Annotated in this window: 20 protein-coding genes; 7 read left to right on the top strand and 13 right to left on the bottom strand. The window is 38.9% G+C overall.

Translation table 11 applies throughout. The features are described from left to right. Window positions 1-218 precede the first annotated feature (218 nt). The 5 genes from A2U94_RS16950 to asnB form a co-directional block, all read right to left on the bottom strand. Window positions 219-1,211, bottom strand: a complete 993-nt coding sequence (locus A2U94_RS16950) for a LacI family DNA-binding transcriptional regulator (protein ID WP_062954723.1) — start codon at window positions 1,209-1,211, stop codon at window positions 219-221. An 89-nt stretch (window positions 1,212-1,300) separates the two neighbouring features. Next, window positions 1,301-2,746, bottom strand: a complete 1,446-nt coding sequence (locus A2U94_RS16945; RefSeq protein ID WP_025911881.1) for an alpha-amylase family glycosyl hydrolase — start codon at window positions 2,744-2,746, stop codon at window positions 1,301-1,303. A gap of 426 nt (window positions 2,747-3,172) precedes the next feature. Beyond that, window positions 3,173-4,570 (bottom strand): ammonium transporter, encoded by a 1,398-nt coding sequence (locus tag A2U94_RS16940; RefSeq protein ID WP_025911226.1) that lies wholly within the window; start codon window positions 4,568-4,570, stop codon window positions 3,173-3,175. Window positions 4,571-4,596: 26 nt separating this feature from the next. Continuing rightward, window positions 4,597-4,938, bottom strand: a complete 342-nt coding sequence (locus A2U94_RS16935) for a P-II family nitrogen regulator (RefSeq protein ID WP_025911225.1) — start codon at window positions 4,936-4,938, stop codon at window positions 4,597-4,599. A 324-nt stretch (window positions 4,939-5,262) separates the two neighbouring features. Continuing rightward, on the bottom strand, window positions 5,263-7,110 hold the full coding sequence (asnB, locus tag A2U94_RS16930) for an asparagine synthase (glutamine-hydrolyzing) (RefSeq protein WP_025911224.1): 1,848 nt from the start codon (window positions 7,108-7,110) through the stop codon (window positions 5,263-5,265). 172 nt (window positions 7,111-7,282) lie between these two features. On the opposite strand from asnB, the gene A2U94_RS16925 reads away from it, so the two are divergent. After that, window positions 7,283-7,843: a DUF2777 domain-containing protein gene (locus A2U94_RS16925; protein WP_025911223.1), complete on the top strand. Its 561-nt coding sequence runs from the start codon at window positions 7,283-7,285 to the stop codon at window positions 7,841-7,843. Window positions 7,844-8,326: 483 nt separating this feature from the next. Here A2U94_RS16925 and A2U94_RS16915 read toward each other — a convergent pair whose 3' ends face one another. Further along, window positions 8,327-8,668, bottom strand: coding sequence for a DUF1516 family protein (locus tag A2U94_RS16915; protein ID WP_025911221.1), 342 nt, complete (start codon window positions 8,666-8,668; stop codon window positions 8,327-8,329). 203 nt (window positions 8,669-8,871) lie between these two features. Between A2U94_RS16915 and A2U94_RS16910 the strand changes: the two genes are divergently transcribed. The 6 genes from A2U94_RS16910 to A2U94_RS16885 all read left to right on the top strand — a co-directional run bounded on the left by A2U94_RS16910 (window position 8,872) and on the right by A2U94_RS16885 (window position 11,049). Then, on the top strand, window positions 8,872-9,093 hold the full coding sequence (locus A2U94_RS16910; protein WP_025911220.1) for a spore germination protein: 222 nt from the start codon (window positions 8,872-8,874) through the stop codon (window positions 9,091-9,093). A gap of 26 nt (window positions 9,094-9,119) precedes the next feature. Continuing rightward, the gene (locus A2U94_RS16905; RefSeq protein WP_025911219.1) at window positions 9,120-9,392 is read left to right on the top strand and encodes a spore germination protein GerPB; all 273 of its coding nucleotides are present in this window, start codon (window positions 9,120-9,122) and stop codon (window positions 9,390-9,392) included. 85 nt (window positions 9,393-9,477) lie between these two features. Then, the gene (gene gerPC, locus A2U94_RS16900; RefSeq protein WP_231882778.1) at window positions 9,478-10,128 is read left to right on the top strand and encodes a spore germination protein GerPC; all 651 of its coding nucleotides are present in this window, start codon (window positions 9,478-9,480) and stop codon (window positions 10,126-10,128) included. Further along, window positions 10,125-10,301: a spore germination protein GerPD gene (locus A2U94_RS16895; protein WP_025911217.1), complete on the top strand. Its 177-nt coding sequence runs from the start codon at window positions 10,125-10,127 to the stop codon at window positions 10,299-10,301. The genes gerPC and A2U94_RS16895 overlap by 4 nt, the downstream gene beginning before the upstream one ends. Window positions 10,302-10,314: 13 nt before the next feature. Beyond that, entirely contained in the window at window positions 10,315-10,770 is a 456-nt protein-coding gene (locus A2U94_RS16890) for a spore germination protein GerPE (RefSeq protein WP_025911216.1), read from the top strand. A 60-nt stretch (window positions 10,771-10,830) separates the two neighbouring features. Next, complete coding sequence (locus A2U94_RS16885; RefSeq protein WP_025911215.1) at window positions 10,831-11,049, top strand: spore germination protein; 219 nt, start codon at window positions 10,831-10,833, stop codon at window positions 11,047-11,049. Window positions 11,050-11,077: 28 nt separating this feature from the next. Here the strand turns inward: A2U94_RS16885 and hlpB are convergent, their stop codons facing one another. The 7 genes from hlpB to A2U94_RS16850 all read right to left on the bottom strand — a co-directional run bounded on the left by hlpB (window position 11,078) and on the right by A2U94_RS16850 (window position 25,081). Continuing rightward, window positions 11,078-11,383 carry an HNH nuclease-like protein HlpB gene (gene hlpB, locus A2U94_RS16880; protein ID WP_025911214.1) on the bottom strand — a complete coding sequence of 102 codons (306 nt, stop codon included), beginning with the start codon at window positions 11,381-11,383 and terminating at the stop codon, window positions 11,078-11,080. Between the two features lie 19 nt (window positions 11,384-11,402). Further along, window positions 11,403-14,789 carry an SbcC/MukB-like Walker B domain-containing protein gene (locus A2U94_RS16875; protein ID WP_025911213.1) on the bottom strand — a complete coding sequence of 1,129 codons (3,387 nt, stop codon included), beginning with the start codon at window positions 14,787-14,789 and terminating at the stop codon, window positions 11,403-11,405. Window positions 14,790-14,792: 3 nt separating this feature from the next. After that, a complete protein-coding gene (locus A2U94_RS16870; RefSeq protein WP_062954722.1) occupies window positions 14,793-15,968 on the bottom strand; it encodes an exonuclease SbcCD subunit D C-terminal domain-containing protein in 1,176 nt (391 codons plus the stop codon). Window positions 15,969-16,019: 51 nt separating this feature from the next. Next, entirely contained in the window at window positions 16,020-19,742 is a 3,723-nt protein-coding gene (addA, locus tag A2U94_RS16865; protein ID WP_025911211.1) for a helicase-exonuclease AddAB subunit AddA, read from the bottom strand. Next, entirely contained in the window at window positions 19,720-23,226 is a 3,507-nt protein-coding gene (gene addB / locus A2U94_RS16860) for a helicase-exonuclease AddAB subunit AddB (RefSeq protein WP_035321245.1), read from the bottom strand. The genes addA and addB overlap by 23 nt, the downstream gene beginning before the upstream one ends. Window positions 23,227-23,405: 179 nt before the next feature. After that, complete coding sequence (gene fabG / locus A2U94_RS16855; protein ID WP_025911208.1) at window positions 23,406-24,146, bottom strand: 3-oxoacyl-ACP reductase FabG; 741 nt, start codon at window positions 24,144-24,146, stop codon at window positions 23,406-23,408. Between the two features lie 332 nt (window positions 24,147-24,478). Then, a complete protein-coding gene (locus A2U94_RS16850; protein WP_025911206.1) occupies window positions 24,479-25,081 on the bottom strand; it encodes a TVP38/TMEM64 family protein in 603 nt (200 codons plus the stop codon). Between the last annotated feature and the right edge of the window lie 373 nt (window positions 25,082-25,454).

Below are 25,454 nucleotides of genomic sequence, written 5' to 3'. Positions count from 1 at the left end.
TTTGGATAATGCGCTCATCTACGCCATTGAAGAAGGAAATTTCAGCCACAGCGGTTTTAATTACACAACTTGGCTCAGCAGTGTATTGGAGAGAATGATTCGAAGAAATTTCAACTGGAATAGGATCGAGTTTGACGGGAACAATGGTTAATTTGTTTGTAGACATAATGGCACCTCCTTTGATTGATACATTTATCGTACCGGAGGTGCCTGATGTTTTATATGCGTTGTTTGATTACGGGCTTACCAATTGGTTGAGAAGAAGCTTCGATTTTTTTCGTCAAGCTACGTACAGCCTGATATCCTAATTCAAAAATATTAATATCAATTGATGTGAGTGCAGGTCTTGCCATTTCAGCAATTAATACATTATTAAAACTAATAATCGACATATCTTCCGGAACTGAAATTCCAATTGCATCAAGAGTATTGAGTACACCTAAAGCCATTAAATCATCTGCTACAACGAGAGCAGTTGGTCGTTCCTCTAAGCTTAATAGCTCACAAACAGCTTCTTTTCCACCTTCTTGTAGAAATTCTTCATGAATGACATATTCACTACGGTAAGCAATCCCAGCTCCTTGTATTGCTTTATCGTAACCTGTTAAACGATCAATCGTTACAACAAGGTCCAAACTACCTCCAATAAACGCAATTCGGTTATGCCCCAGTTCAATTAGGTATTCTGTTGCTTCTTTCCCGGCTTTGAAATTATCGTTGTCTACATATGTGATATACTCACTATCTTTGAACGGTTTTCCCACTACGACAAATGGAATGTTTTGTTCTTTTAAATATGCTAATACTGGATCATCAATTTTAGAATATAAGAGAATCAGCCCGTCTACTCTTCTCCCTTGTACCATTTGCATTACTTCTCTTAAAATTTCTGATTCTGCTTCACCGGTTGACATATATATAGCTCGCTTTTTTTCATGAGCACCTGTACTGATTCCACGCAGTACTTCTGGGAAAAATGGATTTTGAAAAACGTTCCCAGCAGAACTTGGCATAACTATACCAATTGCTTCTGTTGTTTTATTAGCTAAGTTACGAGCAATAATATTAGGGTGGTATCCTAATTCTTCCATCGCTGCGCGTACTCGTTGTTTTGTTTTCTCACTAATTCTTGAACTATTTGCAATTACGCGTGAGACTGTAGAAGGAGCTACCTTTGCTAAATTTGCTACATCTTTTATTGTTACGCTCACCGCATGTCCCCTCCTATATGATCATCTCTCCATTACTTGATAGCGCTGACATTTTATAGTCAAATAGTATCATCAAACGATCGAAAATCCTATTGTTTTTCAGCATTGATTAACTTATCTTTTTTTCTTTTTTTAGAAGCAGCAATCAAAAAAATCAAAAAGCCTCCATAAACAAAAACCATCATACTAATATACCATATATTAACTCCTTTATCTTCAGCTATTCGATATATATTCGAAGAATCTGAATCTAACTGAATATGATATTGTCCACCTTGAGACCGAATGATGCCACCTTCTATAAGACCTCTCAACTCTTGATCTTCACCTATTTCTTTTTCTTCTATTTGAGCAACTTGCACGCGAGAATCATTATTTATAACAAACAACGTTTTTTCACCCTTACTTTTATGAAGGTACACGCCCATTCCTTTATCATCTGAAAGCTGAGTGACATCTCCTTGGCGAACGGACAAAAGCTCAGCTCTCACGCCTGCCAACTTTGTGAGATACTCAATAATTTCAGGGTTCGATTGAAAGTTCATGAGCCGATGTGCATCGCTTCCTTTTCCACCATCTAGCGCAATTTCCGTACCATAATAAACAATCGGCACAGAAGAAGACAAATACAAATACGCTAATGCTTGTTTGGTTCGTACCACCGGGTGTTCCTTAGCATCTAGTACGGTTCGTGTAAAACGCTCAGTACGAGGATTGTCTAAGAACGTACCGCTCGCTTCGTTTGAATGATAACTTAGCTGAGGAAGTGCACCACCTTTACTTAATTGTTGTGTCTGTGCATTAGACTGCTTTTGGTTGACAAATAAATCCCATGAGAGAGATTCTATATCGGAATCTTTCGTACCTTCACCAATTAAATAAAAGCCTGCTTTCTTATTATGAAATTGCTGGGATAGCCGATTTACAAACGCTGCTGGAAAATCATCGACACCCGCAAAGTAATAGCCATCTAAGTTTGTTTGTTCAATCCACCATTCTCCAACTTCTTCTATGTACTTCTGCACATCCGGTTGCTTGACTTGTAGCTCTACACGTTCTCCTTGCTCGGTAAACCACTGCTCCTTACTCAAATCTTCTAGCATAGGATGCTTCTCGCTGACCGTTACAGGCAGCTCCATGACCACTTTCATGTCTTCTTTATGAGCTTGTTTGATAAATTCCTTCAATTGTGGAAAGGTTCCAAAGCGTTCATCCATTTGATAATGATCGATAACGTTATAACCATGATACCCACGTTCATCATTCTTGAAAATTGGCGTGATAATAATGGTTGTAAACCCCATATCTTTTATATACGGAATTCGATTTTCCAATCCTTTTATGTCTCCACCGTAAAAGCTAAAAGGATTATTATAGTCTATTTTTACATCATTGCTCTCGTCTCCATTTTGAAAACGATTTACCATTACATAGTACATAATTTCATCTTTAATTGATTCTCTTGCATCGGCTTGTACCGGAATAAAGCTAACAAACAGCAAACCTAACAGTAAGCTAATAACTTTTCTCCCCAATCCTCATCTCCCCTGTCATAGAGCCTTTCCTCTAGAGTATCGCTTTTGACAATTAAACTCAACGCTTTCTTATCCCCTCTTAATTAACACAATAAAAAAAGAGTTTGGGACATAACAAAATGATTGCTTCTAAGAGACGAACAATAGCTGTTCCAATCTTTTTGGTTTGTCTGAACACGTTCGTTCCATTGCGCTACGGCCACTCGCTTTCCGCGGGGAGGAACCTGAGCTTCCTCGCTGCGCTGCGGGATCTCCGTTTTCCCTCTCTTTCCCGCAGGAGTCGAGTGTCCTACGCTCCATTCCGCCCTGTTTCCAACATTGTTTTCACAATCAACAAAAAACCTGAACGATTAAAAGTGAGAAACTCTCAATCGTTCAGGTTTATCATTGGCTGAATTACTTATGTCCCAGCCTCTTAATATCTTTCTAAACCGATTCTTTCACACCGCTATTTACTTTACTAGAGCTTTTTCCGACGCTGTTCAAGCGATCAATTAGCCCTAACCCAAATTCCGGATTGATATCTGCACTTCCTTTAGATAATAAGTTTTCACGGAATTCGTAAGCTGATGAGCCATGCTCTGCGAAATCTAAACCAGCAATTTCTTCTTCGCTTGATACACGTATGGATGTAATTCTCGTTAAGACGAATAAGAAAATTCCAACTGTCCCCATTGTCCAAGCCATAACTGCTAGAATACCAATCGCTTGAACTCCAAGTAATTGAGCGCCTCCACCATAAAATAATCCATTTGCTGTATCGAATAACCCAACTGCTAATGTTCCCCAAATTCCACATACGCCATGAACTGTAATCGCTCCAACGGGATCATCCAACTTCATTTTACTATCAATAATATTAACAGCTTCAACAAGGATTACACCAGAGATTAAACCGATCACGATTGCACCTGGAATAGATACATTTGCTGTTCCTGCTGTAATACCAACTAACCCAGCCAAAGCACCGTTTAACGTTAAGCTTGCATCAATGCGCTTGTAACGTAATTTCGTATAAAGTGCTGAAGATAATACTCCACAAGATGCTGACATTAACGTTGTGGCAATAATTGAAGGCACTAATGATGGATCAGCAGCCAGTGTACTTCCACCATTAAATCCAAACCAGCCAAACCATAAAATGAATACACCTAACGCTCCAAGAGGGATGTTATGTCCTTGAATTGCATTTACAGAACCATCTTTACCGTATTTACCAAGACGCGCTCCTAAAAATGAAACTGCAACAACCGCTCCTAATGCACCTGTTAAGTGAACAACCGTGGAACCTGCAAAGTCCACAAATCCTAGTTCCGATAACCAGCCACCACCCCAGATCCAGTGGCCTACAACTGGATAAATAACGGCTACCATCGCAATCGTTAACAAGATGTAGCTTGATAGCTTCATACGCTCTGCAACAGCACCTGAGATAATTGTTGCACATGTAGCAGCAAATACAATTTGGAATACAAAGAAACTCATTTGATCGCTTTGACCATTTAAGAAAAAGCCACTTGTTCCAATAAAGCCGCCGCTTGAATCTCCAAACATTAAAGCGAAACCAATAACAAAATATAAGACCGACGAAATTGCCACTGTTAGCATATTTTTCATCAAGATGTTTAATGCGTTTTTAGAACGTGTAAAACCTGTCTCTACCATGGCAAAGCCGGCATGCATCAAGAATACTAACACCGCTCCAAACATGACCCACATCATATCAATCGAAGCGCTGACCGATTCTACCGTTGGATCTGCTGCGTAAGCTGTTGTCGATGTCAACAAACCTAACATTAATAAGGTACCTATTTTCTTCTTCATACAATGATCATCCTTTCACACTGTTTTTATAATATCGCTTGTAAACCCGCTTCGCCTGTGCGAATACGAACCGCATCTTCAACTGAATAGACAAAAATCTTACCGTCACCAATTTGGTTTGTTGAGCAAGTAGATTGAACGATTTTGATAATTTCATCAACATGTTCTGCTTCTACGACCATTTCAACCTTTACTTTAGGAACGAGTTTAATTTCGAAGCTCTGACCTCGAAACAACCCTTGCTCTCCCTTTTGTTGACCACAACCGGCAACTTCTGAAACGGTTAAACCGTTAATCCCCACTTCTTCTAACTTCTCACGTAACGATTGAAACTTTTCTGGACGGATAATTGCTTCCACCTTCTTCATTCATCGTTCCCCCTGTTTAAATGTAAGATTTTATTACATTGTATGTTATGTTTAATATCATATGATGATTTTTCAAAAAATTCAAGCTAATTTCAATAAAAAATAAGTTTTTTTTCAAAAACATGTTATGTAATCGTTATCACTAAATAATTAAGAACAAAGTTTGTATTTTTTGTAAAAAAATTCAATTTTTTTGTGTTTTTAGACACAAAAAAGAGCAAGTAGTTTAACTACTCACTCTTTTACAAAATAGACGTCTCTAGCACGCCATATAAAAAGCCTTTTGATTCAGTAGAAATTTCTGAATCAAAAGGCTATATAACTTTACTCTTTAATTTGAATGTTATTATGCGCAAACCACACGTGAATTTGTGCTAGGTGAGCAAGCAGCTGAGGTCCTGTCATTAATTGACCAAACCAAGGCACTTTAAAGTCTTCTCCACCGGATTTAATAATCGCGTTTAATTGCTCACGATTAAAGAATTCATGAAGCGCTGAAGATTTGTCTCCTAAAAGCGACTCCAACCAGAGCGTTACCGCTTTTGTATAGGCTGGATTATGGGTTTTAGGATAAGGACTCTTTTTACGATATAAAACATCATGTGGTAAAACCCCTTCTAATGCTTTTCTCAAAATCCCCTTCTCTTTATTACCAACCATTTTCATATCCCAAGGAATGTTCCATGCATATTCTACTAGTCTATGATCAGCAAACGGAACCCGTACTTCCAAACTAGCTCCCATACTCATGCGATCTTTTCGGTCTAATAAAGTTGTCATGAACCAAACCATGTTTAAATAAAATAATTTGCGGCGCTGCGCATCTTCACCTGATTCTCCATCTAGTTCAGGCACTTCTTTAATCGTCTTATCGTAGGTAGCTCTTACGTATTCTTCTAAATTAAGTTTCTTTCTCCAAGAATCTTGTAGCAAGTTCATTCGTCCTTCTAAAGAACGCATCCAAGGAAACGTATCGGATTGCAGGTCGTGTTGGCGATGAAACCACGGATATCCCCCAAAGATTTCATCTGCACATTCTCCAGATAATCCAACAACAAAATCCCTCTTAATTTCTCTACAAAACCATAATAATGAGGAATCTACGTCAGCCATTCCAGGCAAATCACGTACAATTACAGCTTCTGTTAAATGATGCACAAGGTCTTCCGTTGATATAACGCAACGATGATGATTGGTTTGAAAGGTATCAGACATGAGCTGAATATACGTATAGTCTGAGTTCGGCTGAAATTCATTTGCTTTAAAGAATTTGTCATTGTCTTCATAATCAATCGAATACGTATGAAGCTGACCTTTCCCATTCTCTTTAAATGAATTAGCTGCAATTGCTGTAATGGCGCTGGAATCTACTCCACCTGATAAAAATGTACACACTGGAACATCCGATACTAATTGACGCACAATCGCATCTTCAACTAAAAACTTTACTCTTTCCGTTGTTTCTGCTAATGAATCTGTATGCTTTGCACTTTTCACATTCCAATATCTCCACACTTTAAGTCCACTTTTACTTAGCGTCATTGCATGAGCAGGCCTTAATTCATCAATTCCTTTAAAAACACCGTGCCCTGGAGAGCGTGAAGGGCCTAATCCTAACACTTCAGCTAATCCATCTAAGCCAATTTCAGCTGGTACTTCTGGGTGAGCTAAAATCGCTTTTAATTCTGATGCAAATTGTATTCCACCATCATACGATCGATAAAATAAAGGCTTGACGCCTAGACGGTCACGTGCGATAAATAACTTTTCTTCAGACGCATCCCAAATAGCAAAAGCAAAAATTCCGTTGAAATAGTCCACACACTCCTCTTTCCATTCAACATAAGCTGTTAGTAGTACTTCCGTGTCAGAGTGCCCTTGGAATTCATACCCTCGCTTCAATAACTCTTTGCGAATATCTTCTGTATTATAAAGCTCACCATTATAGCAAATCGTATATTCTTTTTGCTCTTTCTGTCTAGTCATCGGCTGCTTGCCACCTTGTGGATCTACCACAACCAATCGCTTATGCCCAAACGCCGCATGCTGTTGAACCCACACGTTTGTATCATCAGGACCTCGCTTTTCTAATGTTTCCGCCATTTTTTTAACGATGCCTTGTTCACCTAACAAGGACCGTTTAAAATCAACCCATCCGGTGATACCACACATTAGTTATCATCCTTTCCTTACGCGCTTTGTAATGAATGAAATAATGCCATTGTATGCATGGAATTCACACAGTTGATTTGTCCATCTATTTTATTTCAATTATTTTGGTTATAAACGCCTTTGTTTTAGGAAATACAAACAAATAACAATTTTGTATATGGAGGTTTGTAAAATGAAGAGTGATTCAAAACATTCTATTCTACAAAATCAGCCCCGTTCTTTTATGACGGGAACTGTTGAATACATTGATTCAGAATGGATTTTCTTTGATGAAGAAACAGATGAAGCATCTATGCTAAACGATATCTTAAACGAATCCGTTGAGCTATACGTCAATATGAGTTGGGAAAAGGGACTATTCGTCTCAGACCACCAATTTAAGATTCACAACATGATTTATCGAATTAAAAATGGTGATAAGCTTCGCGTAACAAGAAAGCTTCCATACGCATATGAGCAATTACTGAAACACCTAAAAAAAGAAGCGTTTCACACCCTTACAACCCACTTAAATTCATTAAATATCTCACTTTATGACTGTATCTATTGTCACAATACGCTTTGTTTCCTGCCAGAAGATAAAGATACAAAAGGAGCAAACTTTCTAATCTTTGATAATGAAGAAATCATTTGTTCCGTTCAACACTTATTTGAACGTGGCGAAAACGGTTTAGACCGCTTCGAATACACGTTAAGCGACGGAAATCGCTCAATGAATTTAATTCTTCACTAAGCTGCAGAAGTACAATCATACATCAATAAGCAAAACAAAGAATACAACACACCCATGACATTAGCGGGCCCATACAATTGTACGGAAAGAATCCTTTGTTCCGTACGATTTCTTTGTTAAACGCAATCTAAAATAAGGATGTATAACAAGCAGTATAAATGATAAATAGATAACGTGAAGAGGATGGGACATAACAAAACAGATTTTCCAAAAGACGAACACTCCCTTTTCTCACCTCTTTACGTTGTCAGAACACGTTCGTTCCATTGCGCTACGGCCACTCGCTTTCCGCGGGGAGGAACCTGAGCTTCCTCGCTGCGCTGCGGGATCTCAGTTTTCCCTCTATTTCCCGCAGGAACGTAATGACGAGGAAGTTCAAAGCGAGCCCCGTGGAAAGCGAACAATCCGGAGTGGAAATCACCCCAGTTGCATGCGTCCTTCCCTCTTTCAAATAACAAAAAAAGCTGCCTATATCAGCAGCTTTTAACCTAAAACAACATATCCGTAATAGAATACTAGCACAAGCGCTACGATTAGAAGTGCCCATGCACCTCCCGTTGCTTTGGCTTTTTTCGTTCTAACAAGTACCATTTCCATACCAACTAGCACTAGAACCCCAGCCAATCCTTTAATAAGAGCTTGTCCTTTAAACTGATACCAGTCTGCTAGCAAATGAGCACCTGATAACAACACAAGCACATACAACAGACGAGTAATCATATGTACAATCTTTGCGCCTCTTCCTTTACCAGACTTCGTTAAAACAACCGCTACCACAAAACCAATCAACAATAATGTCCATAATGTTACATGTAAATGAATCATCGTATCCACTCCTTTCATTCCATATCATACCACGAATACAAGCCTTCTCACCACTGCACATAAGCACCAAACAACAATGCGCTTATCACTTTCACATATCTGCCATATATCGCTTTAAATATGAATACATATGAACAGAAAGAACTTTTTAACATTCTTTTCATACCATGATAAGAGACTATAATGAAAAAGGATGTTTGCTTATGCCAGCCATCGTCGGTGTTGTCAACGTAAACAGTGTCGGTTCTTCTGGAGTTCTGCATATTGGCGATGTATATAGTATTGCTCCCATTTCAACAGCTAAAACATTTGCTGGAGCGGGATCGTTTAATACTGGAGACCGCCTGCATGTCATTAACCAACAAAGCGCAACGAACGTTCAAGATAGTGATTTGAGTGACCAAAACATTACCGCTAATGCTTAAGTTTTAACAGAAAGGAGCTATCTCCATTGAACTTCTATGTAAATCAAAGCATTTGTATCCAAAGTTTAAAAGTAAGTGCTGTCAGTAACTCATCTGTATTACAAATCGGCAGCGCAGGCATCATTAAACCTAACTCTAACTTATTTAATACAGGTGGCTTTACTGGACCAGCCCCTGATGAACAAAAAAAAGGGATTCTCGGCTCAGTTTCTCCATCTACTTTCACACCGACACAATCTTCAGCCGCTCCAGCACCTTATTCTCAGTCGCTCACCCCACCTGTTCGGCCGAACAACTGACATGTTCATAACTTCTTCACCATATGTATAAAATATATCATCTTTAAATGACAATTTGCATACAGGGTGAAAGAAGGTGCCAAATATGAAAAGCATGGACTATACACAGCAAATGCATCGTTATATTGAACAGCTATCAGTGCGAGTTGCTACCCTTGAATCAACCGTTCAAAAACTAGAGCAACAGTTAAAAGATTTAGAAGAACAAACGCCTATTAATATTGAAAAAATTGAATATAAATTTGAACAACTAAAAATCGACTCCCTTGATGGCACATTAAACATTGGCTTAAACCCGCTTACACCAGACAATCTAGAAGACATTATCATAAATAATCAAACTCCTGAAATTACGCTTCCACAGCAAGGACCACAAAACCCGAGTCTAAAGCCACTTGATCGTAATACGCTGAAACATTGGGTTGAAGATATATACGCATCTATGACGTCTGAACTTGACCAACACGGCTATTCAATGGTTCAGCATGTTCTTGACCAGCGCTCTATGACCATTGAAGGAGCGTACTACGACTTTATAATTGAAGACGTAAAAAAGCAGTTAGAACAACGTATTACCTATTATCTAAATCAAGTTCAACCTGAAGAATTAGAACAAAACTTTGAAGCAATTAAGCCCCAAATTATAGAGAAAATTTATGAAGATATCAAAAAAGGCATCGATGCTTTCTTAACTTATTTACCCGATTCCTTAAAGAAAGGCGGTCACAACCAATGAACTATACCGTCATCAATCGAGAATTAATGGTTGGAAACATTGATATCACCGGCGTATCTTCATCCTCTGTATTTTTAATTGGAGACGCTCACTATATCAATTTATCAGCAACATTTGATACACCAGCGGAATCTCTTATTATTGGTCCTTACGTTCCACTATCTCTTTCATAAAGGAGACTTTTTTATGCTATCTAGAATTTCTCAAGTCAATCATTTGACATTAAATTCTCTTTTATCATCCTCATTATGCCAGATTGGAGATTCTACTCATATAGTATTAAAGACGCGTGTCCTAGCAATAAAGCGGGAATATCCTTTATTTTATGGACGTGAAGGAGATTTCAATTCTTACGATGTTTTTAATGAGCCTATACCACAGCCAATAAATGAGTTTATCAATATGCAAGTAAATAATACTGCCCCACTTATTAAAGTGGACCGCGTTACTATTCGAGGATGCTCATTCTCTTCAGTTATTCATGTGGGCTCCACATGTACCATTGATGCGGAAGCACGAATTAAACATATCCGCCAACTTGAAGGAGATACACCACAAACTCCTGATATCGGCCTAGAAAAACAGCTAAGTACAACAGCCAGTGAACTTCAAGACACCCTTCAAGACGATGCAACAAGATGAACAAATCTTACCGCTTCATCATACACTAGATTATTATCACGATAATAAAGGGTGGAGATTATGCCAGCTTTAATCGGTCCTGTTAGTATTACAAGCGTGGGTGGCGGTGTTGTAACGTTTGGAGATACCTTTTATGTGTCCCCAAAAAGCTCATCAAAAACGAGTACGGGCTCAGGAGCAGTTAACACCGGTAACTTCGTCAATACCAATACCGGAATCTCTGGAACAAATACGCTTGATCCCGATTTTGCAGATCAAAACAACGTTGCCAATGCATAAAAAAACAGCTGAAATGTCAGCTGTTTTTTTATCTTTTTTTTCGTTCATTCGACTTTTTAATTTTAGGCACTCGTGAAGATGGCTGCTTTTGAATCCACTTTATAAATGAATGAATCTGTGGATCATCTCTTAGTAGAGCAATTGTATTTAAGCGAACCGCTAATTCTGCATTCGTATAAAGCGCATGTATTTGCTTATGACACGGAATACAAAGGTTAGCAGTAGGCTCAAATGTCCCTCCCATTTCTTTGGGAGTGAGATGATGAACGGTAATTTCAACATCTTCTCGTTCACATAATTCGCACCAGCCAACGTGACGATCTTTTTTCCCCACTGCTTTTCAACCTTTCCCTTTATAACGTTTCAACGGCTACTCGTGTTCCCATACCAGTAGCATCAGCAGGCTGTACAATTAAACGCTTAGGTAAGCGTGCTCGAAGCTCTTGCACGTGACTAATAACTCCGATTGATAGGTTATCGGACTGTAGCTTTTCTAAAGCCGTCACAACCGTATCGAGAAGCTCTCCATCCAGTGTTCCAAATCCTTCATCTAAAAAGAAAAATTGTAAAGGGTACTCTCCCCGAAGCTGGATTTGTGCAGATAATGATAGGGCTAATGCAAGAGACGTTAAGAATGTTTCTCCTCCTGAAAGAGTTGAGACCGGGCGCTTAACTCCACCGTTAGCATCGTCTCTCATAATAAATCCACCTTGAGAATCCACTTCAATTGCATAGCGGTGACGTGTTAAAATAGCTAATCGCTCTGAAGCATCTCGACTAATCGCCATCAGCTGTTCTTCAGCCATATACTCAACAAACGTATTACCTTTAAACACAGACTGTAGCTTTTGATACTGTTCAAACAAAGTTTCTTTCTCTACCCTTTGCTTTTCAAGCTCGTTAAAGCGTTCATGTCTCTTTAACATATCTTTTAAGGTCTCTTCTGCTCCACCCTTTAGCTGATTTGCTTCGCTAACCGCTTCTTTTCTGTTTACCAGCAGAGATTTAGTTTCTTCCCACTTATCTTTAGTTATAGCTTTACCATTAAGTTTTTTCTCAACTTTAGCTATGTCAGCTTTGGCTTGTTTTAGCTTATCCTCAAACTCTTGAATTTCTTCAGTTAATTTCTGTATATCATCACTTGTTTGAACTGCTTTTTTTACTTCCTCTTTTTCTGTAAAGCCTGACGGTTGAAGCTGCTCTTCCCATTGTTTTTTAACTTCTTCATACCGTTCTGTCAAATCTTCTAATGCTTTACGCTCTGCATGCTCATTTGCCTGTAGCTTTTGATAGGTCACTTGCATACCATTTAGCGTTTCATAACAGGCATTCTCCGTTTGATCTAGCTCACGAATGCGCTGTTCAACCTCTTTTAGCTCTGACGCTACATCTCCTGCTTTTGAAAGTTCCGTAAGCATGCTTTTTTGTTCTTGGAGGGCTTGATGAAGGTTTTTCTGTTCTGCTTCTAACTGAACACTCTTACGCGTTGCTTGATCATACCCTTCTCTTGTATGCGCAATTTTAAGTTGGTGTTCATCAAAAAACTGATAGCTTTTATTGATGCGTTCAACAAGTGTTCGCTCCTCTGCAATTCGCAATTTCATTTTTTCTTGAACTTCATGAATGTTATTCATCTCTAGATGTGGATATAGCTGATGCCATTCTTTAATAAGCGTATCCTGATGGTCGTTGTGCTTACTTAACTCTTCAGTAAAATTTTCCACCTCTTTTATGAGTTGCTGCTTGCTAAACAGTAAATCTTGCTGCTGCTTTTCACTTTGTTTATAGCGCTGTAACAAGTCTGATTGCTTCTCGCGAACTTCAATGTAATCTTGCTGTAAGGCTTTCAGCTCAATTTTTAACCTAGTGCTGTATTCACCGCCATTCTCTTCTAACGGCTGGATAGCCGGCAAGTCATACTTCGTATCAGCGACCTCGGGGTAAGCATCGAGTAACATTGAATGAAGCTGCTCTAAGCGAAGTTTTAACGCTCCGTACTCTTGCTTTTGCTCATCTAGTATATGCTTCTCTGATTCATAACTGGTAATCTGTTCATCCAATTGTAAGTTGGTGTGTACCTCATTAGATACTGCAGGTGAAGGGTGGTCATTTGAACCGCACACTGGACATGGTTTTCCTTCACTGAGACCATCGGCTAGCTGGTGAGCTAAGTGGTTAACCTTTTCCTTCATTTGTTGCTCACGCAGTGACTGTAATTGACGATTTACCGAGCTAAAAAGCTGTTCAAATTCACGTTCACGCTCACAAACGATATGATACGTGCGCTGAGTGGATACAAATAGCTTTTGTGCTTGAGAAGCTTGACTTTGTTTTAACTCTTTTTGTTTTTCAATGTTTGCTTCAGTTGCTTTCAGCTCTAACTGCTTTTTCTGTACTTTTTCTTCTTGTTCTTTTATAACTCTCTTTAATTCCACTGCTTTTTCTGCTTTTATTGCAGCTTCATAAACTTGTTCACGCTCTGTGTCAGAAACTTTTACCGTTTCTAATTCTTTTTTCAAGCTACTTTGAAGCAATTTCCCTTTTTCTAACTGTGCTTCAAGCTTTTGTAGCACTTCCAAACTCTCTTTTACATCAGCTGAGGCCTGGTTATATGCTGCTTGCTTTTCAACGTAGTTCTTTTCTAGCTCCTGTATCAGTTCTTGAATTTTTTTCGCTTGCTCTAACTGTTCTTTCCGAATAAAGAGCTTTGGCTGTTCTTGCTGTTTCGTTAACCGTGCTTGGTCATACGCCACCTGGCTTTTTTCATACTTATCATACTGGGTACGCAGCTTCTCTTGAATAGCTGATACGTTTTGACGAGTCTTTTGCTTTTTCACCGTAAGCTGCTCGTACGCGTTTAGATATGGCAACAATTTTTTTGCTTCTTCAGCTATAGCTACTTGTTTTCGCTTCTCATTTATAAGCAGCTCTTGCTCATTTAATTCTTTTAACGTTTCTTCTAATTCATGTTTGATTTGCATATCATTCCAAATCGCAGTTTGTTCATCGTACAACTTTTCAATGTCTTTCAGTTCGCACTCACGCTTTTCCAGCAAAATGATACGCTCTTGAAGGACCTGCTCTGCTTGCTTAACACTTTCCTCTGATGCTTCCCCTAATCCCGTCTGCTCTGCAGAAATCGTATCAATTTCACCTTTTAATAGCTGAACATTTGAACGAATTTTTTTGTTAAGTTGATCACCGTACTGCTCTAAATTAAATAAACGCTGCAGCATTTGACGGCGCTCCGTGCCTTTCAATGATAAAAACTCAGCAAATTTCCCTTGTGGCAATACAACAGCGCGCGTAAAGTCGTCGATTGTTAAACCTAATAGCGACTGAACCTGCTGGTTTACGTCATTTGTTTTATCAGCCAGTACGATTGTTTCATCTCCTACTTCAATAAAACGGCTGGTTGCTGACCTTACTCGCATTTCATCTGAACGCTTGAAGCTACGCTCGACGGTATAGCGCTTTTTATGATTTGCATTTTCTAATTCAAACGTAAAAGCAACTTTCACTTCGTTTTCGGCGTGATTTAAAATGCCATGCGTGTTGTTAGCTGCCCTTTCTACTTTGCCGTAAAGCGCAAGAGTCATCGCATCTAAAATAGAAGATTTACCACTGCCTGTTGGACCAAAAATACCGAACACACCGCCAGAACATAAGCTTGTAAAATCGATAACTTGTTTTTCTCTAAAGCTGTGCAAGCCTGCTATTGTTAACGTAATTGGCTTCATCTTCTACTCCTCCTCTTCTGCTTCTCGTGTATGAATCAATGATAAAAAGAGTTGAACCAACTCGTCGCTTGGTGTCGCTCCCCCCGTTTGCTTCCGATAGAATTTAGCAAACGACTCTTCGATTGGAACGTTTCGCTGTTCTTGTTGAACTTGAACAGTTTCTTCCTCTTTAAAAACCGGTCGGATATGAATGAACCCTTTGTGCAGCTTACGTAATCGGTGAATTTCTTCAAGAGACAATGCATCTTCTAAGTGAATCTCTAAATCAATCCAAGCAGTGCTATCTTTTCCTTCATCCAGCCACTGGTACACTTCTGCGATACCGTTTTTCGCTTTCCATCTTGTAAGTGGTCTTCCGCTTGATAAAGGAATTTCCGTTACCTTCACTTCTTCTCCCGGCTTAGCATCGAGTATCGTTACGGATTTGGTATAGCCTGATTCAGAAAAGCTATAGGCAAGGGGTGAACCCGAATAACGAGCTTTTGTAGAAGCTCGCTTGATGTCCTGCGGTCGGTGAAGATGCCCAAGCGCTACGTACTGAGCTGCCGCTGGAAGGCTTGACGCTGCCACCGCATACGCTCCACCTACTTCAATTGGCCGTTCAGAATCTGTTGAGCTTCCTCCCGCAACATAGATATGACTCATGGCAATGTTTACACTGTCGTTTGTAAAATGTGAGCTCATCTTTAAAAAGATTTCGCCTACTCGCTCATCATATGAGTTTCGAAGCAACAATTCATCGTCTTCCTCAGCCAACATTTCCTTTAATCTTGATTCTGATGGATAAGGAAGTGCACCTACTTTTAACGTTTCTTCAACAGTTGGAAGGTAAATCTCTTGTACATCAGTTGTCGGTAAACCTATGAGCGTAATATTTTGTTCAAATGCAAGCGGAGAGGCTGCAGATAAGCGATCGGGATTATCATGGTTACCCGCAATTACAATAATTGGACGCTTACCTTTTTCACTCAGCTTCGACATACTATCATAAAATAATTGCTCTGCTGCTGCGGGCGGATTAACGGTATCAAATACATCACCGGCCATTAAAATTGCGTCGATTTTTTCTTCCTTTACAATTTGAGCTAACTCATCTAAGAACTGAGCTTGTTCTTCAATTCTGCTCCTACCTTCTAAGGTTCTCCCTAAGTGCCAGTCGGCCGTATGTAATAACCTCATGTGCTCCCCACCTTTTCTTGACAAAAAGAAGACGAAAAGCTCGCCTTCTTTTTACTCTTCTATTTCTATTACATGTCCACCATCTAAAAAATATAAATAGCTATGTGCTATCGGCTTTTTCACGATGGTTTCTACCGCTTTTCGATACAGCTTCAGCTGCACTTCATAGCGGTTTTTCAAGATTTCTTCAGCGCTGTTAAAGTCATTGCTAAAGCGATTTTTTATATCATCGGTTTTGTAATCAACGAGGATTAGCTGACCATTCCATTCATATAAGCAATCTATAATCCCTTGGACTAAAATTGCTTCATTATCGTTCCACCCGTATACTTCTTCCGTTGAAACATTTAAGCTAAACGGCAGCTCACGATAAACCTTTTCTGCTTCTTTGAGCTGTTGTCCAATGAAACTTTCCGTAAATTGAGCAATGTCAGAAGGGTTAATACTTTCTGCTTGCTCAGTTGTTAAAATTTCATTGGTAACGAGGGAATCAATAAGCTCTTGTACGGCTTCAATTGTTAACGATCCCTTAAATGGTAAATGCTGCATCACTGTATGCACAGCTGTTCCACGTTCTGCTGCGGTTAATGAATGCGACTGCATAAAGGCCGGGCGATCTTCAATGGTTGACTTAAAGCCTGTTATAAGCTGACTTTCTTGTTCTTCACCGCTCGCTTGGTACTGTCTCTTTAAATCAGAAACAGATTGCTTAGAGCGATGTGTTGTTGCTTCTAAATGACCATACTCCCAACGTAATCGCTCTTCAATGCGTTCTTTATGGATACTTTCAATATGAACTTGATCACCTTTTTGTACCGCAGCTAACAGTTCTTCATGCTCCAATTGTTCTTCAACAAGCTGTTCAGATAGCTCCGCCGCTTGGATCGTTTGAATTTCCCACTTGGAGCTGTGCTCATACACCTCTTGCAACACCGCTCTTTGTTCTTCTGGTATCCATTTTTCGAAGTGACGATGTCTGGCCAGAGCAAGACCAATCCAATCAAGATAAGACTTTGCATCTACACGCATATAAGCCGGCAGTTCCCATTGATCATGGGTCAACACGTGACTCCATTTTTTCATTTGAGCCTCAGCATCTTTTACAGTTCCTACTAAAATTAATTTTTCTTTAGCACGTGTCAGCGCTACATATAAAACACGCATCTCTTCGGCAATGCTTTCTTTTTTCATTTTTTGTTTCATTACTTGCTGAAGCAACGTTGGGTACGTAATACGAAGCTTTGGATCAATATATTTAGAACCGAAGCCAAGTTCTTTATCTAGAATATAAGATTTATTTAAATCCATTAGATTAAATTTACGATTCAATCCAGCTACGAAAACAATAGGAAACTCTAAACCTTTACTGCTATGGATTGTCATTAAACGAACAACATCTTCTTGCTCACCTAAAGACCTTGCCGTTCCTAAATCATTTCCACGCTCTTTCATACGATCAATAAACCGTAGAAAGCGGAATAAGCCTCGAAACGACGTCGCTTCATATTGACGTGCACGGTCATATAAAGCTCTTAAGTTTGCTTGACGCTGCTTACCTCCAGGCAGACCTCCTACAAACTCATAAAATCCTGTATCACGATAAATTTGCCAGATAAGTGTAGATAAAGAAGTTTGACGTGCTTTTGTTCTCCACTCACTAAGCTTTATGGCAAAATGATGAAGCTTTTCTTGAAGATTTCCTTCAGGAGATATGCGCACATAATTTTTCATCGCTTCATAGTACGTTCCCTTCTTATCCTCAGCACGAATTAAAGCAAGCTCTTCATCTGACAAGCCTACAATTGGAGAACGCAATACAGAAGCAAGCGGAATATCTTGATATGGATTATCAATGACTTTTAATAAAGACATCATCATCATTACTTCCGTTGCATCAAAATACCCTGATGAAAGATCTGCATAAACAGGAATTCCTTCTTGCTTAAACTCTTCCATAATTTGTGGTGCCCAAGGCATAGAACGCAGTAAAATAACAAAATCTCGATACGTTACGTTTCGCATCACATCTAGCTTACGATCGTATACTTGAAAACGATCTTGAACAAGCTGTTTTATCTTCCGAGCCATTGCGCGAGCTTCTAGCTGAGCTGTTTCTAGCTCTGCTTCTGAAAACTCTACTAAATCCGACTCTTCTTCCTCTGCTCCACCTTCCTTGGAAATGAGCAAAAGTTCAGACTCCATCTCACTACTGCTAGGATACGATGCTCCTAGCTTCAAAGATGCATCATTGTCATAGGCGATTTCGCCAACTTCTTCATCCATTAACTGCTGAAAGATAAAGTTGGTCGCATCGATAATCTCAGAGCGACTGCGGAAGTTTTTATTCAAGTCAATTTTCATACCATTTTTTCGACCGTCATGTGTAAAAGTTTTATATTTTCCAAGGAACAGAAACGGTTCTGCTAAACGAAAGCGATAAATAGATTGCTTGACGTCACCAACCATAAAAAGGTTACCATTTTTACCATCATTATGCGTCACAAGCTGAATGAGGGTCTCTTGTACCATATTCGTATCTTGGTATTCATCTACTAAAACCTCAACAAACTGCGTTTTATATTTATAAGCGACTTCAGAAGGTTCAACCCTTCCATCTACAGAATGGCTTAAAATTTGCAAGCAATAATGTTCTAAGTCTGAAAAGTCCACGAGCCCTTTCGCTCTCTTTTCTGCTTCATAGCGATTACCAAACTTCCTTACAAGCGATACGAGAACTTCTACTACAGGATACATTTTCTGAAAGTCACTCATGTATCCACTGAGCGGACGAGAAAATAAATCACCTTGCAATTTTTCAAGAGCTGCTTTTGCTTTTTTACGAAGCTCTCCAAACTCATCAAGTAAGGCAACATCATACTCGTCACCTTTACACGGCTTTAAACGCGTAAAGCTAAGAATTTGCATATGTTCATGTAGCTCAGCAAAAGTGCCAGCTGCAAGCATACGGTTAACCTGAGCTAAATCATCTTCAATATTTACTTTTCTTGGGGCTGGACCTCCAGGCATGGTTGTGAGCCTAGAGGCTTGGTTTAGCATAGCTTGAACACCGCTCAGCTGCTTTTTCACTTCGTCCATTAAAAAACTCATAAATGGAAGAGAGTCAATTGTAGCTTCTTCATCAATGCTATATTGGCGAAGGAGCATATCTAACCACCTATTTGGATTTGGATTAGAACGAGCAAAATCGTATAATCTGCGAACCATATGCTGCACGTCCAAGTCATGACGGTCACTCGTATAGCGGTCCACCAATTCAAAGAATGATTGATTACCTTCAAGGCTATACTGCTCTTCAAAAAGCTCGTCTAATACTTCTTCTCTTAAGAGTTCCGCTTCAGTATCGTCTGCGATTCGAAAACCTGGATCTAAGTTAATCATATAGTAATAGGTGCGAATAACTTCCAGACAAAATGAATGAAGAGTTGAAATAGACGATCGGTTTAGTAAGTGTAGCTGTCTTCTTAAATGTAAGGAAGATGGATTTACCTTTAACTCTTTTTCTAAAGCTTCTCCTATACGATGACGCATCTCTGCTGCTGAAGCGTTTGTGAACGTTACGACTAACAAACGGTCGACGTCCACTGGATTTTCAGGATCGATAATTTTTCGAATAATACGCTCAACTAACACAGCTGTTTTCCCTGAACCTGCGGCGGCTGCTACTAAAATATCTTGCCCAGATGATACAATGGCTTTCCACTGGTCATCTGTCCACTGCGAATCCGCTGGCTTACTCATTCGTTCCTGACTCATGCTTATCCTCCTCTCGTATTTTTTCTAGAATGCTATTTTGATTTTCATTTCTTAACTGACGATATTCATTTTCGCTTAATGCTTCATCAAATTGACAAATCGAACGATAGTCACAAAAAGCACACGGTGTTTTATCTTTAAGTTTATAGGGAGCAATGTCAATTTTACCTTCGGTAATTTCTGTCCCTGCCTCCACAAACTTTTTACGTACATATTGTCTAAGATGTGTAAAGTCCGTTTCAGATGCAATAGAAGAATTCGCATAGAAACCACCTGTTTTTTTAATACCAGCTGAGATAATTTGTGAATGACCGGACTCAAGCGTTTCGTCCATTAGGCGAACCGCTTCTTCATCACCTAGCAGTAAGCCTTTCATCTTAAATTTCTTAAAGATTTCTTCTTCAATCTGATTTTCACTCAGACTATTTGTACTATTAACCATCGGATTATGAACGTGGAAATATAAAACACCTGCAGGTAAAGCACCTTGGTTAGTTTTCAAAAGCTGCTCAGCGTGAGTTACCACTACATCCAAATATGCGAGAATTTGAAGTGAAAGTCCATAATAGACCTCCAGTAAATTTAACGCTTTGTCACTCGATTTATAATCGACAATCCGAAGTAGTATCCCTTTAGAGCTTTCTGCTTTATCCACTCGATCAATTCGTCCGACTAGCTCCATCGTATGCCCATTTGGAAGCGTAAAGGTCATGGAAGGTAGCTCTGCATTAGGACCAAATCCTAACTCTAGTCCAACTGGTACAAAACCGCTCGCTCTTGCATGTTGGCTTAATACAATCGACGCTCTTTCAATTACTTGCTGTAACTTATATGCGAGATATTGATGACGATTCGAGCTCAGCAATATTTCGTTTTGTAAGCGCGGCGCTAATTCTTGAACTGCAGTGGCTGAAAGGGATTGACAATCTTTTTTCGTTAACTGCTTCCAATCTTTCTCACCAGTTCGTAACTTATCCGAAATATGCTTTAACGCTGCGTGAAAAAGCTCACCAATATCAGGTGCCGCTAGCTGAAATACTTTTCGATCCTTCAGCTTTAAGCCATGAGAAGCAAAATGCGAATAAGGACAGGCTTCAAACTTCTCCATGCGTGATACGCTTGCTTGAATATGTTTTCCATACAAGCGCTCACTCGTCTTTTTACTTAATCGCTTTGCATCGTTTTGATAAAATAAGCTGCTCAGAACTCTTTGACTATACGTTTTCCAGTCTGAAGTCATATAAAAGTTATAAACGTCCCACCATGCATCGCTCATTGGATAATGTCGTTTCCAAGCCTGTAAGTTACTTGCTAAATAAGCCATCGTAGACAACGGATTCGCAATATAGTCAAGCTGCTTTTCCTCTTCTAAACTTGTAGGATCATTCATTAACAACGTTTCTTCAAGTAGTGGAAAGAGCTCTTTCAGTCGGTTAATAACTAAAGACGGAAGCAAAGACTTCCCTTCATCATTCGCTAGTGGGTAGCTGATATATAACTTTTCTTCAGAACTTACAAGCGCTAAATAAATCAAGAACTGATCATCAAACAGCTGCTGCTTACCAGTTGGAGCTAGCGTCACACCTGATTTGAATAATTCGTCGCGGTCTTGATCAGATAAAATACTGTCTCCCTGCGGCTTAGCTGGTATTACACCATCGTTCACACCTACGATAAAGGTAGCTTTAATATTAGAAAAACGAGAGCGTTCAAAGCTTGCAACAAGGACTTGGTCAAGGGATGGTGGGACAATAGCAAACTGCATGCTATCTAATCCTGTCTCAAAAAGCTCAGCAAATAGCTTGATGGACACTTTTTCTTCTCCCATCATTTCTACAAATTGATCAAACAGGTTTAAGACAGCTTTCCATACTTGTTCATGTTCCCGTGCTTCCTGTACCTTTCCATTTTCTTCACAATGGTCACGAAGCTTCTCAATTTTTTGTGGGATGCTTAGCTCTGTCAAAAAGAGATAAAGAGCTTTTGCTTTTTCCTCTCCCGTCTTTCCTTTCTTTAAGGCCTGCTGTAGTTTCATAAGTGGGTTTACAACAAGTTCTTTTAGCTCATTAATTTTTTCTTCAAACTGTACTTCCTCATCCGTTTTTGGTAGATTCATATCCTCTAATGAACGATATTTTCGGTATTTCCACCTTTCACCATTCGTCCACTTAGTACCTTGAATCCCGTATGCTAATACGTAGTTTTCAAATTGATCCATACCTTCTCTCAATGCTTCAACCTCAGCCTCTATCGAAAAAAACATATCCGTCTTAATAGCACGAAAAATACTTTCATAGCGCCACGAACCACTCACTACCTCTAAACTGGAACGAATAAACTCAATGATTGGGTGATGGAACATTGCTCTTTTTTGATCAATAAAGTATGGAATTTCATAATCACGAAATACGGTTTCAATTAATTCGCCGTAGTCATTTTTATTTCGAACAACTAGAGCAATATCTCGATACCGATAATTGGAGTCTTTAACTAGTAGCTGAATTTCTCTTGCAATTCCTTCTACCTCTGCACGACGACTCACAGCAGGATATAAAGAAATGTGAGTTGGCTTTTGAGAAAATTCAGCAGCTGGACGCTCATCATAATACTTCTCCAAATGAGACAGCTCTGGGCTGTTTGCATGGCGAATATTATCCTTTAATAAAACAGGGTCTTTTATTTCAATTCCATGTTCTAGTGCTGCTGTTGTTAATTCTCTATATGTTTCTCCAGTTAATCTAAAGAGCTGCAAATCAGTTGGTATATAACTTGCTTGTGTATGATCTCCGGTCAATGCGACAGTTACATCTGAACAAGCTTTCATAAGTTCAACTAAGACATCTAGTTCTTGCTTTGTGAAATGATGAAATCCATCGACATAAATAACCGCTTTCTTTAAATATGAGGAAAGCGGAATTTTTTCAGCTAATAGTTTTAAATAATCTTCGCTATCTACATATTTCATTAGCAGCTGCTTTTCTAGTTCTTGATATATAATTCCTAAATCATGCAGCTTGTCCGCTAGCACGTGCTCGTTATTGTCTTTAAACTCTTGTTGCAGAGCCCCTAACGATTCAGGCTCTAATCCATACTGCTTAAATTCTTTCAACATTTGTTCTAGCTTTGTAATAAACCCTTCTTTTTCAGATGCTGCTGCAAATAAAGTGAGCTCTTCTTTTTGTTGCTCTATAATTTTTCTGAGCATCATATGCATGCCCGTTTGATCAATATGATAACGGCTAATGCCGCCTGCTTCCTGGAGAACTCGCCACGCCAAACGCGTAAAACTATAAACTTGAGCTCTCATCATCCCGCCCAATCCCGGCGTTTGGATAAGCTCATACTCTGATTGGAAGGTCATTTGCTCTGGAACAATATAAATAATTGGGTTGCCCAGTGGCTCTCGCACCAATTCTTGGCGAATAGCATTTAAACACGCTGTTGTTTTACCACTTCCAGACCTACCCAGCATAAACTGTAGCATCTTGTTCACCCCTAACGAATTTGAACGCCACAAAAAAAACGTGACGTTCAACAAGTTCTTTTTCTATACTTTTATCGATTTTTATCCTTTTTGTTACCATTTATTTTACTGGACTTGCGTAAAGAAATCCAATAAAATAAACCGTTTTGGCTCATTGCCAAAACGGTTTATTTTTCCTATTACATCATAATTCCACCATCGACATGTAATACGGTTCCGTTTACATAATTAGATTCATCTGATGCTAAATATAAGTATGCATAGCCAATATCAGAAGGCTGTCCTAATCTTTGAAGCGGAATCGTCGACTTCATTTGATTAATGACTTTCTCTGGAACAGCAGCTACCATGTTCGTTTCGATAAACCCTGGCGCAACGGCATTTACGTTGATTCCTTTACGCCCAAGTTCTTTCGCCCAAGTCTTAGTCATTCCTACGACCGCAGCTTTTGCCGCTGCGTAATTGGTTTGTCCAACATTCCCATATACGCCTGAAACAGATGAGGTACTAATAATTTTCCCTCTACCTTGAGCCACCATATGAGGGACAACAGCTTGTGTACAGTTAAAAACACCGGTCAAGTTAACGTTAATAACTGCTTGAAAGTCTTCCATTGTTAGCTTAGTTAACATTGCATCTCTGGTAATTCCGGCATTGTTAACTAAAATGTCTATCTTGCCGTAGGCTTCTACTACTTCTTCTACCATTCCATCTACATTATCACGATCTGCCACATTAACTTGAAAGAACGTGACGTCTCCACCTTCATTTCGTAAAACCTTTGCTTTCTCTTCACCTAAAGCTTGATCATAATCAACGAGTGCTACTTTTGCCCCTTCTTTTGCAAAAATTCGTGCAGCTTCAAAGCCTAATCCATTTGCAGCGCCTGTAATAATTGCCACCTTATCTTTTAATCTCATCTCCTACCACATAGTATGAACGTTCATAAGAACAGGCTTGCCTTCATACTATGCATAGCCCCCTTTTACTTGACGACAAGCACGTCGTATTCGTAAAGCATGTGCAAAAGCGATGAATTAAACAATCCTTTTACTAACATATGTAGTAGAGAATTGTCCAAAACATTCATAACTTTTCAGAAAACAGGGAAATCAACAGATTAAAGTGAGGTAAAGAACATGTAAGGCTTCTAGAGAGATTAGCAAAACCTGCTAATTTTATCCTTATTTTAACATATATTCTACAAAATCGAAATCATGAATTCAGAAAAGAAAATCTCTCTTCATTTTTACTACTGATTTGTACGAACATTTAGACGTCTCTCTATTTGTTTTCCCACAATCCATAATACAAAAACAACAATTAAAACAACAATAGCTTTTGTAGGCTGTTTTATAAAGGAGATAAAGTCAGCTCCTATAAAGCTCATCATAAAGATCATCACCATTTTTCCTGCTAAAACTGCTAATACGAATTGTGACATACTGACCCTAGATAAGCCAGCAACAACATTAATAGCAGCTGACGGAGTAAATGGGAAGCATAGCATTAAAAACAGTGGACCAAACCCATGACGTTCAACCCAAGTCATAATCTTTCGAATTTGAGCATGTCTACTTATAAAATTCAAGAAGCGAGCTTGTCCATATCGACGAAAGATAAGAAAAACAATAATCGCCCCTACACATGACCCGACCCACGAAATTAGAAACCCTAGCCATAAGCCAAATGCTGCAGCATTTGCCATAACGAAAGCAAAAAGAGGTAAAATTGGAATAAATGCTTCAAGAATAGGAAGTAATAATCCCGGTATAATGCCAAATGATTGATATTCTTTTAAAAGTTCAAGCACACCTTCAAGCGTTAAGTATTCCTTAATTGTATCAAAGTCCATTACTTAATCTCCTAACTGATGACTACTAACTTAATCAACATTGTACTACTTTCATTACCGAAACAAAAGCTACTCAAACATTTATATTTGTCTGACCAATATACAACAAAATACGTCTAAAAATTTGGCTCTTTTCTAAAAGATTGTTGCTATTGGAAGGCAAAGGTGTTGGAAAATTTTCCAAGAATAATAGTATAATAATGCTTGGAGGGATAAATATGTTAAAAAAACTATTAGCAATAATTTCAGTACCTTTAGTTATTGTTCATTTAATCATTCTGTACTTTTGGATTGGTGATTGGGAAAAATTAGTTACGAAAATAGGATTAATTAGTTGGATTGGTTCAATTATTTTAGGCATAATTGTTTATTT

This window comes from Bacillus sp. VT 712, assembly GCF_001614195.1.
In the GTDB taxonomy this organism is placed as follows: Bacteria; Bacillota; Bacilli; order Bacillales; family Bacillaceae_H; genus Priestia; species Priestia flexa.
This window is presented reverse-complemented; position numbering and strand designations above follow the sequence as displayed.